Genomic DNA, 16794 nt, shown 5'->3' on the forward strand with positions numbered 1-16794 from the left:
TTGAAAACACCTGAAGAATATTTAGACGGACAAGTCTTATTGATTGACAAACCACTAAAATGGAGTTCGTTTCAAGCTGTCAATAAATTAAAGTATCTTTTAATTAACAAAGTCGGACTTCCAAAAAAGTTCAAAATTGGTCACGCCGGAACTTTAGACCCTTTAGCAACAGGATTATTATTAATCTGCACTGGAAAGTTCACTAAAAGGATTTCTGAATTGCAAGGCCAGGCTAAAGAATACACAGGAACATTTTTCATAGGAGCCACTACTCCATCTTATGATTTGGAAACAGAAGTCGATCAGACCTTTCCAACGGATCATATTGACGAAACATTGATTCATGAAACGGTAAAACAGTTTTTAGGTGAAATTGATCAGAAACCACCTATTTTCTCTGCTATTAAAAAAGATGGAGTCCGTTTATATGAACATGCACGAGCAGGAGAATCTATTGAAATCGAAAGCCGAAAAACAACAATTCATGAATTTGAAATTACTAGAATTGAATTACCTGAAATAGATTTTAGAGTTGTTTGTTCAAAAGGAACTTATATTCGTTCGCTTGCTTACGATTTTGGAAAAGCAATGAATTCAGGATCACATTTAACCGTGTTGCGCCGTACTAAAATTGGCGAATATGATGTTACAAATGCGATCGATATTACTTTATTTGAAGAAAGCTTAAAGTAAAAAAAAAGAGCACATTACAATAAGCAGTAATGTGCCAAGCTCGTAAATCAAAGTATAGTCATTCCATACTTATTCCCTCTGAATTAATAGTGAGGCACATTTTTCCCTCCAAATAAAAAGGTTGAAAAGAAATCATAGAATCTTTCGAATAACTTTTTCATAATAGTGATTTTTTAATAGTTAAACATTAAATAAACACCAATAAAAAGAGTAAATCAGAAAATCAATAATAGAAGTGGGATAGTTTTACTAAGATACAAAATTTTCCTCTAAATAAAAATTTTAGAGCCTTTATTTAACATCTTATTTGATTTATTATCAACACGTTATCAACAGCAATTCTACCCTTTATTTTTTCAAAATAAAAGCATTATAACCGATTGTACTTGATGTTTTCCATAATTTCCAGAAGTTCTTCCTGAACTGAAATTCCTTTATCAGCCAAGTACCATAATTGTAGATCGGTTTTTATTTTTTCATCAATTGGACCAACTTCTCTTTTGTGTTTTGCCATCAACTCTGTCGCGCCTTTTGGTCTTGGTCCCCAATCTGCACGAACGATTCCCGCTTCTTTACAAATCACAATTACTTTCGGGATTGCTCTTCCGCCGTTGGTCAAATAATGATTCATCAAGTCATCATTTTCATCACGAAGCACTATTCGCAAATCGATTTTTTTATCTGATGCAAGCGCCATTTTATTTAAAATAGGTAGAATCTGAGCTGCATCACCACACCAGCCTTCTGAAATTACAAGCCAGATATAATGATTATCCAAATGCTGTAGTTTTGAAATTGTATCTTCAGAAATTACGATCGTCTTTTCCAATCGGTTCATTCGGGTTTCATTTAGTTTCGAATAATTGGTCAAACTGTCAGATTGTTCGTTTCCGGTTGATTTTCCTTCTGACAATAAATCGGTTACTAATTTTCGATATTCAATATAAGAGTGACTATTGAATAATGCTTTGGCTACGATACTTTTCATAAATAGTTATTTTGCTTAGCATAAATTTACGGATTTCTGAAGATTAAGGAATGACTTTTATCAGATTTGATACAAAAAAACTGTAAAAACTCTTTATAATTTTAAAATCAAGGCCGCAATTATTTTTTTTGTAAACATTATTTCTAAAAATCAGAATATGTCTATATTTGCACAAATTAACGCAACACAAACATGAAATATAAAAGAATTCTTCTAAAACTTAGCGGCGAGGCCTTAATGGGTGATTTACAATACGGAATTGACCCGAAAAGATTAGGCGAATATGCTGACGAAATCAAGCAAATTCACGACAAAGGAGTAGAAATTGCTATTGTTATTGGAGGAGGAAATATTTTTAGAGGCGTTGCAGGAGCAAGCTCAGGAATGGACAGAGTGCAGGGAGATTACATGGGAATGCTTGCAACTGTTATTAACGGAATGGCTTTGCAGGGCGCACTTGAAGACAAAGGAATGAAAACTCGTTTGCAGACTGCTTTGAAAATGGAATCTATTGCAGAACCATACATCAAAAGAAGAGCCGATCGTCATCTTGAAAAAGGCAGAATTGTAATTTTTGGAGCCGGAACCGGAAATCCATATTTTACAACAGATACTGCAGCTGTTTTGAGAGGAATCGAAATCAATGCTGATGTTATCCTGAAAGGAACACGTGTTGACGGAGTTTATGATTGTGATCCTGAAAAAAATGCTTCAGCAGTAAAATTTGATTTCATTTCATTTGACGACGTACTTAAAAAAGGACTAAATGTAATGGATACTACTGCTTTTACATTAAGCCAGGAAAACAAATTGCCAATCGTTGTTTTTGATATGAACAAAATTGGAAACCTTTTAAAAATCTGCGAAGGGGAAAACATTGGAACTGTAGTAAATATATAGTGATCAATAACAGTTTACTGTCACACAATTAAGACTTAAGCTGAGAACTGAGAATGAAAACTGAAAACAAAAAAAAATGAGTGAAGAAATAGATTTTATATTAGAAAGTACTGAAGAATCAATGAATGGTTCTATTGCGCACTTAGAAAAGGAATTTCTAAATATTCGTGCAGGAAAAGCTTCTCCGGCAATGCTTGGAGGTGTTTTTGTTGATTACTACGGAGCTGCAACACCGCTTTCTCAAGTATCAAAAATCAGTGTTCCTGACGCTAGAACAATTACTTTGCAGCCGTTTGAAAAAAACATGTTGTCGGCAATTGAAAAAGCAATTATGGTTGCCAATATTGGTTTCAACCCAATGAACAATGGTGATGTTATTATCATCAGCGTTCCGCCTTTGACAGAAGAGCGTCGTCGTGATTTGGCAAAACAAGCAAAAGCTGAGGCTGAAGATGCTAAAATCGGTATTCGTAATTCTCGTAAAGATGCAAACACTGAAATCAAAAAATTAGAAAAGGAAGGAACTTCTGAAGACATTTGCAAATCTGCTGAAGAAGAAGTTCAAAACTTAACAAATGCTTTTACAAAAAAAATTGATGAATTATTGGCTGCAAAAGAAGCTGAAATCATGAAAGTGTAATTACATTTGATACAAAATAAAAAATCCGTTTGGCAAAATTGTGTCAGACGGATTTTTTTATTCCTATTTTTGCATACCAAAAGTAAAATCTTTTCGTTTTTGAAACTATAACACGCTGTATGAAGCTATTTTGTTTTTTGACTTTGTTTTTCACGCTTAGCATTCAGGCGCAGTTTCAAATAAACGGAATTGTTACCGATCCACACAACAAACCGCTTCCTTTTGCGACCATAACTACTGCAGACAATAACAATACTATTACAGATGTTGACGGAAAATTTGAACTTAAAATCAATTCAAAAACAACCACTTTTGCCGTTTCTTATATTGGTTTTCAAACAAAATTAGTTCCTGTTATAGAGAATAAAAAATTCTATTCTATTTCGCTTTCTCAAAAAACAGATGATTTAAAGGAAGTCGTTGTTTCAAATGAAAATCCAGCATTAGCAATCATAAAAAAAGTTATTGCAAATAAAAACAAAAACAATCCGCAGAAAAAACTCAGCAGTTTTGAATACAAAACATACAACAAACTGATTGTTACAGCAAATCCGGATTCGATCGACGGCCGAATCGATTCTTCAGCAACATATAAAGATTTCAATAAAAAGCAAATCAACATTGATTCTTCGGATTATAAGTTTAAAGAAATCATAAGCAAACAGCATTTATTTCAAACGGAGAAAGTTTCTCAATATCAATTTGGAAATAATAAATTAAAAGAAACCATTTTAGGCACAAAAATGGCCGGTTTTAAACAACCTGTTTATGAAATTATCGCCTTTAATCTGCAGTCTATTTCGATTTACGATTCGAAATACGAATTGTTTGAAACCAAACATCAAAGTCCAATTGCTGACAATGCATTTTCTGATTATAATTACAAACTTCTGGACACCGTTCCCATTAAAGGTCGAAATACCTTTATGATTTACTTTAAAAACAAGAAAAGAAAAACAAATGCACTAGAAGGTGTTTTATATATTGATCAGGAAAATTTTGCTATAGCGAAAGCGGTAATGCGCATCAAAGCTGTTTTAGACATTAGCGGTATACACGAATTTGAATATATACCAGAGGAAAAAATCTGGTTTCAAAGCAATACCACTTTTAAAATTGTCAAAGGAAAAAATGACGATGATATTAAGATTTTAGGCGGAACGATTCAATTTGATGGTGACGTTGAAGACAATTACGAACGAAGAAAAAAAGTAGCTTCTGATTTTACTTATTTAATTTCCGAAAGCAATAATTTTGACATTCATTACAATACAAATCCATCTATAAAAAATCCGTCGCTTTATATTGAAATTAAAGATGATGCCAATAAAAAACCGGAAGAATTTTGGAATGCTTACCGAAAAGAAGCTTTAGATCTTAAAGGCCAAAGAACCTATCAATTAATAGACAGTTTATCGTTGAGCAAAAGAATTGAAAAACGTCTGGGTTTGGGCCGAAAAATCATAAATGGTTATCTTCCTATCGGGCCAATTGATTTGGATTTAAAAAAAGTCATCAGTTATAATAACTATGAAGGATTTCGTTTAGGCCTTGGAGGCGTTACAAACGATCGATTTTCCAAAAATTTCAGAATTGAAGGTTATGGCGCTTACGGAACAAAAGATGGTGCTTTTAAATACAATATAGGTTCTGGCGTTTTATTGGATAAAAATACCAATACCTGGCTAAATGGATCTTATACAGATGATGTTCGGGAAATTGCAAGTACTGTTTTCGCTGTTGACAAACGTGTTTTCAAAATTTATGATCCGCGTCCAATCAACATTAGTACTTTCTACAAATATATCAGCTGGAAAGCGAATGTTCAGACCAAAATTATTCCGAAAACTGAAGCTGTTTTTGAATTAGCAAGAACGTATGTTGAGCCAAAATTTGATTATCTTTTCAATTTAAACGGGCAATTATACTCGAATTACATCATGACTACTGCAATGGTTTCAATTGTTTGGGCACCATTCAGCGAATTTATGCAAACTCCAACTGGCAGAACAGAATCAGACAAAAGATTTCCACGATTTACTTTTCAGTATACACAATCACTGCCAAATGTTCTGAAAAACGATTTTGCATTCAGTAAAATAGATTTCAAAACAGAGTATGAAAAAAAATACCTGAATGGACAAAAAACGAGTTTGTTGTTGCAAGGAGGATATGCAATGGGCGATGTTCCGATTACGCATTTGTACAACACAATGCCAAATAATTTAACCAAAGAAACCGTTATTCAACGTATTACTTTTGCCGGAAGAAACAGTTTTGAAACCATGTTTTTTAATGAGTTTTTCTCCAGCCAATATTTATTCTTTCAAATAAAACATGGTTTTGATCGAATTAAAATCATGAAAAAAGTTCGACCTTCTTTAGTTTTAGTTACCAGAATGGCTTGGGGAAATATGGAAAATCCTGAACAGCATGTTGGACCTGACTATAAAACTTTAGATAAAGGTTATTTTGAATCAGGAATCGAATTAAACCGAATTTTTAAAGGTTTCGGTCTAGGCGGATTTTATCGCTACGGACCAAATCAATTGTTGAAATTTGAAGATAATATTGCGGTTAAGATTTCTTATGTTATTGATTTGGGGCTTTAAGATTTTAATTCCAATATATTAAATCCCAAATTTTTCAGTCACGAATTCACGAATTTCACCTCTTAACTGTGTGAAAATTTTTCCGTAGAATTTCACAAATTGATTTTGTTATAATTTGTGAAATTTATGGTTAACAAACTGCGCAAAGAAATGTGGTAAATTCGTGAATTCCTGGCTATAAAAAAAATCCCAAACTCCAATCATAACAATTGAAATTTGGGATTTAAAATATTAAAATTTAAAACTATTTTACGGTTTAAGAATCAAAACAGAAGGCGTATTATTCAGCCAGGTGCTTTGAGATTCGATCAGTTTTTTCCAGCTGTCTAAACTTATAATCATTAGATTTTGCGTTTCTAAAAACTCTTTCTTAATTGTTCTGTCATGCATAATCATAATATGATTTGGTGCAATCTGTTCGATCGAGCGAATTGTTTCCTGAATATCGCGTGTATTTTTTACTTCACCGCTAGCATCCAAAACTGTAATTTGAGAACCGTTGTTATTGATCAGTTTTTTAGCATATTCAATTAAATAAGCATCTTCTTTGCTAAAAACCGGCATGAAAACCTGATCTACCTCTTCTAAATCTTTGTCGATAAAAATCCCGACCGGCATTTTACTTTTGGCAATAATATGACGTGTTCTTTCATCAAAAGGAGAATTTTCAAACAAACCTTCTTTTCCTGTAAATTTATCTATCAATCGGTCTGGATTCACTATTCTTGTAGTAAATCCAAGTATTTTTCCAAGCAAAGTTCCATCAAAAATAGATTGTCCCAATCCAACAAGCAACAAATCATATTCGCCTTGATTAGCCGAATCAATAATTTCAGCATCGATATCATTTGTTACTTTAAAAACACTATTTATCTTTTGATTCAAATGTTTTGATTCTTCAATAATAGGAATCAACATTTTTCGCTCATGATCTTTAACGTCAAATGAATGAATTTCTGTACTTAAAGACAAATGCATTGCCGTTACAACAGAATTATCACCCTGTTTTTTAACTAAGCTGTTTGCAATTTTTAGCAATTTTTTCCCTCTTTCAGGAGTGGCAAAAGAAAGCAGAATCTTGTATTTGCTTTTGGTTCCAATTTCTTCTGGAACTGCTGTAACTTTATCTTTAAATACAAAATTGATAAAATCTAAAGCTGGTCCGGTCATAAAAGTCGTGATCAAAGCCATGATTACCATCATTGTAAAAATCTCTGTAGATAATACTCCTAAATCATAACCAATATTCAAAACAACCAATTCCATTAAACCGCGTGTGTTCATTAAAGCACCGATTGCCAAACTGTCTTTCCAGTTTTGTCCGACAAATTTTGCTGCTAAAGCACTTCCAAAGAACTTTCCTATAACAGCAACAACAATAATTAATCCGGTAATTTTCCATAAATTAGGATCATTCAACAATCCGATTTGTGTACGAAGACCCGTGAACACAAAGAATAAAGGCAGAAGAACAATTATCGAAACGTCTTCCACTTTTTCGATAAAAATATTTCTAAATTTACTGTTTTCCGGCATAATCGCTCCGGCTAAGAAAGCTCCGAATAATGCGTGAATTCCAATTAATTCAGCGGCATATGCCGAAAATAAAAGCGTCAAAAAGAAAATCGCAACAACAGGTTTGTTCAAACTTTCGCGAGTCGAATTTAAATCCCCTACACGTTTTAAGAATGGACGAACAATTTTCAACATGATAATCACATACAAAATTGCCAGACCAATTACATAAAGTGAACTAGCTAATGAACCTGCTTTTACAATAGCAATTACTACTGCCAAAATACACCAAGCCGTGATATCATCGGCTGCCGCACAGGTAATGGCGATAGTTCCTAATTTCGTTTTTTGAAGACCTCTCTCCTGCACTATTCTCGCCAAAACCGGAAATGCCGTAATACTCATGGCGATTCCCATAAACAATCCGAACGAAGAAAATGCAACGCCTTGAGGAGCAAAAGTTCCGTAAATAAAATAAGCAAGTGTCAATCCTAAAGCAAACGGAATAACGATACTAGCGTGACTAATTACAACGGCATCGTGCGCTTTATTTTTCAAAACTTTCAAATCCAATTCCATTCCGATAACGAACATGAAAAGAATAAGACCAATCTGACTTAAAAACTGAAGATTTCCTAAAGACTCCTTTGGAAACAAAGCGGCTGAAAACTCCGGAAAATACATTCCAACTAAAGATGGTCCGAGAACAATTCCCGCAATCATTTCTCCTATTACAGATGGCTGTCCAATTTTTCTAAAAAACCACCCGAATAAACGCGCAACCAAAATAATAGTTACAATCTGCGCTAATAATATGGCAAGAGGATGTTGCAGGTTTTCAACCATTGAATTCAAAAAATCATTCCAATGATTACTTTCTATTTTTTTTTCTAATACATTTCGGCCCTCTTCAAGAGATGAACCTTGTGAAATTATCCAATATATCAAAGTAGTAAAACCGCCAATAACTGTAATGTAAAATAAGGAGTTTTTAAAGTTATTCATAATTCGTTTTTTTAAATTATGGAACAAATATCAGAAGTCCGGTTTACGTGAAAAAGCAATTTTACCGCTAATTTTAAATCTATGTAATAAGTCCGTAAAACTTTGTAATAAGTTATATTTTCACCTTTTTCAAAAAGTCTGCGCGGTACGTTTCGCTGAGAATCAACGTTACATTTTTGTTGTTTTCTTCCAGATGATGAAGTACAATTTCGTTATGATTAAAAAATTTAATCGCTTTTACCGCAATGATTTCTTTTTTATTCACACGACAAAAATCAGCGTCAGGCAATTCGTTTAAAAGTGTATCAAATTTAACATTTTTCAGATTCAGAAAACTGCCATCTGTCAATAAAACAGTTTTGTCCCGACTGTCGCCCAAAGCCGTTTTTATATATTGAATTTGATTGAAATAAAGTAGTGTTTTGCCTTTGTCGGTGTTTAATTGAATAAATTTCTTTTTAGTATCTGGTTTATCAAAACGTTCAACGGCTTTGGCAATCGCTTTTTGCAGACGTTCTAATTTTACCGGTTTTGTGATATAATCAACAGCATCAATGTTAAAAGCATCAGCAGCGTATTCCTTATAAGCGGTACAAAAAATCACCAATTTATTTTGAAGCATTTCAGCCAAATGAAGTCCGTCGATTCCTGGCATTTCGATATCTGAAATCAGCAAATCAAAATCAAGATTAGCCAAATCAGACAAAAGTTTTTCAGGATTATTATATGTTTTTACGATTTCCAGTTCCGGAATTTGTTCGCAAAGCATTTTCAGGTACGTTAATCCCGGAAGCTCATCGTCCAGAAGCAAGCATTTCAGTTTTGTATCCAAGTAAATCTATTTTTAAATGAGCAATATAAACATCGTTTTCTACAAACTTATCGAGCTTGAAATTATTCTTGTAAATAATTCGCAGACGATGCTCTAAAGTGGCATGTCCAAAACCGCTTCGTTCTTTTTTCAATACTTTTTTATCTGAAATTTTATTCGAAACCGTCATAAAAAAGGCATTATCCTTAAACTCAAAAACAACCGATATAAAAGCATCGGCACTTTGAAGATCAGCATGTTTAAAGGCATTTTCAATTAAATCAATCGAAATTAGCGGTGCCAACAAAGGCTGATCATAAAGTTTGTCATCCTTATTGATATTGGTTTTGATTTTCAATTCAAAAAGCGGACTGATCTTGATTTTATTGATTTCAATCAAATTCAGTGCAAAATCTATTTCTTCTTTGGCTGTAACAAATTTCTTTTTGCTTTCGTATAAAATATAATCCAGAACATTGGCCAATTTATCTAAAGCGAAATAAGTCTGATACGCGTGTGATTGAATCGAATTCAGAATATTCTTGAACAAATGCGGATTCAGTTTTGATTCTAAAGTTTCCAGCTGCAAATCATTTACTTTTACTTCTAGCGCATAAAAACTCTTTTCAGCTTCGTCTTTTGCTTTTTTTGCCTGCATTAATTGATAAATCATAAAGCAGATTATGACAACAAGCAATAAAAGAATCGCTAAAAAAATAAAAGTTGTGGTATTGTTTTGCTGCATTGATTATGAATAATTAAAAGTTTTTTGCCCACTGATTTTACGGATCAAACTGATTTGTACAGATTTTCAATTGTTTTGTTTTGACTAAATTTTAAAAAAGAAATCTGTGCAAATCAGTTTGATCCGTTTTATCCGTAAGCTATCGTTTAATGGCTAGAAACAAACTTCAATCCAATAATTGAAGCAATTAAAGTGGTAAGGAAAAATATTCTCCAGAAAGCTGCCGGTTCTTTAAAAATAAAAATTCCGACTAAAACAGTTCCAACCGCTCCAATTCCTGTCCAAACCGCATAAGCTGTTCCAATTGGCAAAACCTGAGTCGCTTTATATAATAAAATCATACTGATTGAAAGACATACAAAAAAACCAATCATCCAATAAGTTGACACAATTCCGGTTGTTTCTTTTGCTTTTCCAAGACAAGACGCAAATCCTACTTCAAAAAGTCCTGCAATAATCAATAAAATCCAATTCATTTTCTTTTCAATTTTAAATTAACTGCAAATATGAGAAAAGCTAACGACTAAATAACTAAAAATAGGAAAATTATCACAATTTAAATAATTGCAAAATTATGTTAACATTGCGTAAAATACAATCGATTGTTTATGATTTTGAGGCATTTTCACTACATTTGCAACCATTTTTAAAGATTTTATGAAAAACGCTATTCAAGTTGGCTTTTGGGAAAAACTGGCCCGAATCATACTTAAAAACAGAATAACAATTCTGATTATCCTTTCTGCATTGACTATTTTCCTTGGCTATCAATGGAAAAACCTTTCTATGACTTATACCGAAGCAAACCTGCTTCCGAAAGATCACATAGCAAATAAAGAATATCAAAAATTCTTAGACAAGTTTGGTGAAGAAGGAAATCTTATTGTAATTGGTTTTAAAGATCCTAAATTCTTCACGCCAAAAAACTATGCCGCGTGGAATGAATTAATGACAGGTTTAAAAAAATCAAAAGAAGTTGATTTGGTTGTTTCTTTAAACGATTTGAAAAAACTGGAAAAAGATACAATTAATGAAAAATTCGTTTTAACGCCTTTTATCGATCAAAGCAAAGCCTTAGATCCTGCCTATTTAAAAAGTGTTCAACACGATTTATTCAACAATTTGCCTTTTTACGAAGGATTATTATTCAACAAAGAAAGCGGAAGTGTTCGCTCGGCGATATATATCAATAAAGCTTTAGTAAATACTCCAGAAAGAAAGACTTTTATACTTGAAAATTTAGTTCCGAAAATCGCTAAATTCGAAAAAACCACAGGAATTGATTTGAAAGTTTCGGGAATGCCGTACATCAGAACAATTAATGCAGATGATATGAAAGGCGAAATCGGACTTTTCATTGGCGCAGCTTTACTGACGGTTTCGTTGATTTTCTTTTTCTTTTTCCGTTCGTTCAGAGCGACATTTATTTCAATTTGTATTTTAATTGTCGGCGTAATCTGGTCATTTGGAACGCTGGGATTATTTGGATATAAAATCACAATTTTAACCGCTATTATTCCGCCACTGATTATCGTAATCGGAATTACAAACTGTATTTTCCTGATTAATAAATATCAGCAGGAAATCAAATTACACAACAATCAAGCAAAAGCGTTGCAACGTGTTATTTCTAAAATTGGAGTTTCGACTTTAATGACGAATTTAACTACAGCAATTGGTTTCGCAACGTTTATGATTACTGGAAACGACTTGCTTTTTGAGTTTGGTTTAGTGACTTCAATCAACGTAATTTCTGTTTATTTATTGACACTTTTTATTGTGCCAATTATCTACAGTTTCTTGCCATTGCCAAAAGAAAAGCATTTATACCATTTAACTAAAACTTATATTTCAACGTTATTAGACAGTGTTGAAAACATTGTAAAAGGCAAACGAAAAGTCGTTTATATTATTTACGGTTTACTTTTGGTTTTCAGTGTAATTGGAGTTGCTCAAATGAAAGTTTCAGGAAGTTTGATTGGCGAGATGCCGAAAAGCGCTTCTTTCTTTAAAGATATTTTATTCTACGAAAAAGAATTCAACGGCGTTATGCCATTGGAAATCATGATTGACACCAAAAAGAAAAAAGGTGTTATGAAAGCTTCGACAATTCGTAAAATGGATGAATTGCAAAATACAATTGCTGAAATTCCAGAATTGGCAAAACCAGTTTCTGTGGTGAATTTGGTAAAATATTCGAAACAGGCTTTCTATAACGGAAATCCGGAATATTATCAATTACCAACTTCGCAGGAGCAGACTTTCATTTTGAGTTATGCCAAAAATGCAACGAAAAACAGCAAAGAAAATCTAATGAAAGCTTACGTTGATTCGACTGGACAATATGCAAGAATCACCACTTTCATGAAAGATATTGGAACAGATGAAATGGCAAAAGTGGAGAAAAAATTACATTCAAAAATTGATGAAATTTTCCCGAAAGACCGTTTTGAAGTTACCGTTACCGGAAAAGCATTAGTTTTCCAAAAAGGAACTTCGTACTTGGTTGACAACTTAATCGAATCGTTGATTTTTGCGATTGTCGTAATTGCTGTTTTGATGCTATATTTATTCCGTTCGTTCAAAATGGTAATGGCTTCGGTGATTACGAATATTTTACCGCTTTGCATTACATCTGGATTAATGGGCTATTTTGGAATTCCGTTAAAACCATCTACTATTTTAGTATTTAGCATTGCATTCGGAATCTCGGTTGATAATGCAATTCAGTTTATGGCGAAATATAGACATGACTTCCTTCAAAGTGGCGGAAAAGTGAAGAAATCGGTTTTCAGTGCATTAAGAGAAACTGGAATTAGTACTTTTTATACATCAGTAGTTTTGATTTTAGGTTTTGCGACTTTTACATTATCAAGCTTCAGCGGAACCATTGCACTTGGAGGATTAATTTCTTGTACATTGGCTTTTGCGATGTTTGCGAATTTGGTTGTATTGCCTTCGTTGGTTTTGACTTTTGAGAAGAAGAAGACTAAGAGAGAGGAATTGGAGAATAATTTGGAGGAGTAAAGGTTTTTTGCCACGAATTTCACGAATTGGCACGAATTAAAAATAAAAAATCTTTTTCAAAGTTTTGAACTTTGAAAAAGATTGACATATACTTTGTCATTCCGAGGAACGAGGAATCTCACTCTAAGCTCGACAACGATTGACGACTTTCTTTGTGGAATTACAGGTGTGATTCCTCGTTCCTCTGAATGACAAAAATGAAAGATATTTATAACTGAAAAATGGCTTTAGATTTTCACAGACTTGACAACGATGAATATTTATTTTCACTTGATGATTATAAATATAATTGTCTTGAAATTATTTTTGAATCATATAAAAATTGGACTGGAATTTTTATCGATCAATATAGTGACAATAAATTGACTATTGAAAATCAAAAAACTCTAATTCAAATAATTGACATTTACATTAAGCAAACTAATTTAAATCTTGACAAAGAGAAAACAATCGCTATTATAGAATTTAGAGGATTGCTATTTTTTTCTTTGAATAAGAATTGTGACCTTAAAATTCTGGGAGATTAACTTCAAAATTAATAATGAGGTTGCTTGGTTTCTCGGAATGATAAATACGTTTGAAAAGCTTCTCATAAAACCGAGTGCCCTAGCCCTGATAGAAGCGGCATCCTTTTTCTTGCTCCTTTAGCAAGAAAAAGATATAGCGGATAGCAGGAAACAGCTTCAAAAATTAATTATTATCGTTTATATTTGCAATTCGATATAAAAAACACTGGTTTTATTTTGATCTAAAATCAGCAATCTATAAATCTAAAATTAAAATGAGACACACAAAGGTTAAAGACTTATTAAACAGTACGACGACGCTACAGGAAGTGAATGCAAAAGGATGGGTGAGAACTTTTAGAAATAATCAGTTCATCGCGCTTAATGACGGTTCTACAATTAATAATATACAATGTGTTGTTGATTTTGAAAATACTCCGGAAGAAACTTTAAAAAGAATCACGACTGGAGCTGCGGTTTCTGTAATTGGAACTTTGGTTGAAAGTAAAGGTGCAGGTCAGAAATATGAAATTCAAGTTTCTAAATTAGAAATCCTTGGAGATTCTGATGCTGAGAAATTCCCAATGCAGCCAAAAAAACACTCTTTGGAATTTTTACGTGAAAATGCTCACTTGCGTGTACGTACAAATGCTTTTGGAGCAATTATGCGTGTGCGTTCTGTATTGTCTTATGCAGTTCATAAATATTTTCAAGACAAAGGTTTTGTTTACGTAAATACGCCAATTATTACCGGAGCTGATGCTGAAGGTGCTGGAGAAATGTTTCAGGTAACTTCATTGCCATTGGATAATCTTCCAAAAAATGAAGAAGGAAACATTGATTTCAAAAAAGATTTCTTCGGAAAACATACTAACTTAACAGTTTCTGGACAATTAGAAGGTGAAACTTTCGCGATGGCTTTGGGTCAGATTTATACTTTTGGACCAACTTTTAGAGCAGAAAATTCAAACACTTCTCGTCACTTGGCAGAATTTTGGATGATTGAGCCAGAAGTTGCTTTCAACGACCTTGATGACAATATGGATTTGGCTGAAGATTTTATTCAGTATGTAATTAAATATGCTTTAGACAATTGTCAGGATGATTTGAAATTTTTAGAAGCAAGACTTCTTGAAGAAGAAAAATCTAAACCACAAGCTGAAAGAAGCGAGATGAGTTTGTTAGAGAAATTGAACTTCGTTTTGGAAAACAATTTCAAACGTGTTTCTTATACAGAAGCAATTGATATTTTAAGAGATTCAACTCCAAATAAAAAGAAGAAATTCCAATATATCATCAACGAATGGGGCGCTGATTTACAATCAGAACACGAGCGTTATTTAGTTGAAAAACACTTTAAATGTCCGGTAATTTTATTTGATTACCCAGCAAATATTAAAGCGTTTTACATGCGTTTGAACGACAACACAGAGCCAGGAAGAGAAACAGTTCGCGCAATGGATATCCTTTTCCCTGGAATTGGAGAAATCGTTGGTGGTTCTGAAAGAGAAGAACGTTACGATGTTTTGGTTGAAAAAATGAAAGCATTAGAAATCGACGAAGAAGAACTATACTGGTATTTAGACACCAGAAGATTTGGTTCTGCAACGCATGCAGGTTTCGGTTTAGGATTTGAGCGTTTAGTATTGTTTGTAACTGGAATGACAAACATTAGAGACGTAATTCCTTTCCCAAGAACTCCGGGTAGCGCAGAATTCTAAAAAAAGTTTAATCGGTTAATCGTTCATTCGGTTAACCGATTTTCACGAAACAACGATTTGACAATTAAACCAATAAACGAGTAAACATTATAAATGCTAAAGCAATTTTTAAATTTAAAATTATCCCAAAAATTATCTCCACAGCAAATTCAGCTGATGAAGTTAATTCAATTGCCTACGCAAGCTTTTGAACAACGTTTATTAGAAGAAATGAACGAAAATCCGGCTTTGGAAGCTGGAAAAGAAGAAGAATACGAAGCGGACGAATACGCTAATGAAGACTACGACGATTATGATGATGCAGAATCAGACAGAATTGAAGCAGACGACATTAATATTGACGAATATCTAAGCGACGACGATACACCTGATTACAAAACTCAGGTAAACAATTATAGTGATGATGAAGAGCGCGAAACTCCTTTTGCTGCTCCGATAAGTTTTCATCAGGATTTGATCAATCAGCTAAATACTTTTATTTTAAACGATGAAGAACGCGAAATCGCCGAGTTTTTAGTTGGAAGTATTGATGATATGGGTTATATCCGCAGAAGCATTCCGGATATTGTTGACGATATGGCCTTCACTCAGGGAATTTATACTGATGAAGCAATGGTCGAAAAAATGATGACAGTAATTCACGAATTGGAACCTTCGGGAGTTGGCGCACGTGATTTACAGGAATGTTTATTATTGCAATTAAAGCACAAAACACCAACAGAATACGTTGATTTAGCGATTGATATTATCGAAAATCAGTTTGATGCTTTTACAAAAAAACATTACGATAAATTATTGCAGAAATATAGCGTTTCTAACGAACAGCTTAAAAAAGCGATTCACGAAATTGAAAGACTGAACCCAAAACCGGGCGGTTCTTTTACAGGCAATAATAAAGTTACTGAAAATATAGTTCCGGATTTTGCTATCAGAATTATAGATGGCGAATTAGAATTGACCTTAAACGGACGAAATGCTCCTTCTCTGCACGTTTCTAAAGATTACCAGGAAATGATGCAGACGTATAAAGATTCTCGTGATAAATCATCGGCACAAAAAGATGCGGTTCAGTTTATCAAACAAAAACTGGATTCGGCTAAATGGTTTATCGATGCAATTAGACAACGTCAGGAAACACTTTTTGTAACCATGAATGCGATTATGCATTATCAGGAAGAATTCTTTTTAGACGGCGACGAAACCAAGCTAAAGCCAATGATCTTAAAAGACATAGCGGATATGGTTGGTTTGGATATTTCGACAATTTCACGTGTTGCCAACAGTAAATATGTTGAAACGCCATACGGAACAAAACTAATCAAAGAGTTTTTCTCTGAAGCCATGAAAAATGATCAGGGAGAAGACGTTTCAACTTTGGAAATCAAAAAGATTCTTAAAAATACGATCGAAGAAGAAGACAAAAAGAAGCCTTTACCAGACGATCAATTGGCTGAAATCTTAAAAGAAAAAGGATATCCAATTGCCAGAAGAACCATTGCAAAATATCGTGAACAACTTGATATTCCGGTAGCGAGAATGAGGAAGAAGATATAAAACTTAACTTCTACAAAATAAAAAACCCGACAAGCCAAAACTTGTCGGGTTTTTTATTTCTTTCTTATTCTCATCAT

13 protein-coding genes are annotated in these 16794 nt (G+C 33.3%); 8 read left to right on the top strand and 5 right to left on the bottom strand.

Annotated elements, in window-relative coordinates:
* A complete protein-coding gene (truB, locus tag ACWA1B_RS00475) occupies positions 1 to 693 on the top strand; it encodes a tRNA pseudouridine(55) synthase TruB (RefSeq protein WP_456903798.1) in 693 nt (230 codons plus the stop codon).
* A gap of 370 nt (positions 694 to 1063) precedes the next feature.
* On the opposite strand, the gene ACWA1B_RS00480 is transcribed toward truB, so the two are convergent.
* Entirely contained in the window at positions 1064 to 1681 is a 618-nt protein-coding gene (locus ACWA1B_RS00480) for a thioredoxin family protein (RefSeq protein ID WP_035653283.1), read from the bottom strand.
* Positions 1682 to 1873: 192 nt separating this feature from the next.
* Between ACWA1B_RS00480 and pyrH the strand changes: the two genes are divergently transcribed.
* The 3 genes from pyrH to ACWA1B_RS00495 all read left to right on the top strand — a co-directional run bounded on the left by pyrH (position 1874) and on the right by ACWA1B_RS00495 (position 5833).
* Positions 1874 to 2581, top strand: a complete 708-nt coding sequence (pyrH, locus tag ACWA1B_RS00485; protein WP_456903800.1) for a UMP kinase — start codon at positions 1874 to 1876, stop codon at positions 2579 to 2581.
* A gap of 76 nt (positions 2582 to 2657) precedes the next feature.
* Entirely contained in the window at positions 2658 to 3221 is a 564-nt protein-coding gene (frr, locus tag ACWA1B_RS00490; RefSeq protein ID WP_456903802.1) for a ribosome recycling factor, read from the top strand.
* Between the two features lie 119 nt (positions 3222 to 3340).
* A complete protein-coding gene (locus ACWA1B_RS00495) occupies positions 3341 to 5833 on the top strand; it encodes a DUF5686 family protein (protein WP_456903803.1) in 2493 nt (830 codons plus the stop codon).
* A gap of 249 nt (positions 5834 to 6082) precedes the next feature.
* On the opposite strand, the gene ACWA1B_RS00500 is transcribed toward ACWA1B_RS00495, so the two are convergent.
* From ACWA1B_RS00500 to ACWA1B_RS00515, 4 genes are all read right to left on the bottom strand, one after another.
* Positions 6083 to 8353, bottom strand: coding sequence for a cation:proton antiporter (locus ACWA1B_RS00500; RefSeq protein WP_456903805.1), 2271 nt, complete (start codon positions 8351 to 8353; stop codon positions 6083 to 6085).
* A gap of 112 nt (positions 8354 to 8465) precedes the next feature.
* On the bottom strand, positions 8466 to 9185 hold the full coding sequence (locus tag ACWA1B_RS00505; protein ID WP_456903807.1) for a LytR/AlgR family response regulator transcription factor: 720 nt from the start codon (positions 9183 to 9185) through the stop codon (positions 8466 to 8468).
* A complete protein-coding gene (locus tag ACWA1B_RS00510; RefSeq protein ID WP_456903808.1) occupies positions 9148 to 9909 on the bottom strand; it encodes a sensor histidine kinase in 762 nt (253 codons plus the stop codon). The genes ACWA1B_RS00505 and ACWA1B_RS00510 overlap by 38 nt, the downstream gene beginning before the upstream one ends.
* 146 nt (positions 9910 to 10055) lie before the next feature.
* Positions 10056 to 10385, bottom strand: coding sequence for a DMT family transporter (locus ACWA1B_RS00515; RefSeq protein ID WP_035653268.1), 330 nt, complete (start codon positions 10383 to 10385; stop codon positions 10056 to 10058).
* Positions 10386 to 10566: 181 nt separating this feature from the next.
* Between ACWA1B_RS00515 and ACWA1B_RS00520 the strand changes: the two genes are divergently transcribed.
* The 4 genes from ACWA1B_RS00520 (at position 10567) to rpoN (ending at position 16717) form a co-directional block, all read left to right on the top strand.
* Positions 10567 to 12936: an efflux RND transporter permease subunit gene (locus tag ACWA1B_RS00520; protein ID WP_456903810.1), complete on the top strand. Its 2370-nt coding sequence runs from the start codon at positions 10567 to 10569 to the stop codon at positions 12934 to 12936.
* Between the two features lie 221 nt (positions 12937 to 13157).
* Complete coding sequence (locus tag ACWA1B_RS00525; RefSeq protein WP_456903812.1) at positions 13158 to 13463, top strand: hypothetical protein; 306 nt, start codon at positions 13158 to 13160, stop codon at positions 13461 to 13463.
* 254 nt (positions 13464 to 13717) lie between these two features.
* Complete coding sequence (gene asnS, locus ACWA1B_RS00530; RefSeq protein WP_456903814.1) at positions 13718 to 15163, top strand: asparagine--tRNA ligase; 1446 nt, start codon at positions 13718 to 13720, stop codon at positions 15161 to 15163.
* 93 nt (positions 15164 to 15256) lie between these two features.
* On the top strand, positions 15257 to 16717 hold the full coding sequence (gene rpoN, locus ACWA1B_RS00535; protein WP_456903816.1) for an RNA polymerase factor sigma-54: 1461 nt from the start codon (positions 15257 to 15259) through the stop codon (positions 16715 to 16717).
* Positions 16718 to 16794 lie beyond the last annotated feature (77 nt).

It is taken from the genome of Flavobacterium xizangense, assembly GCF_054075145.1.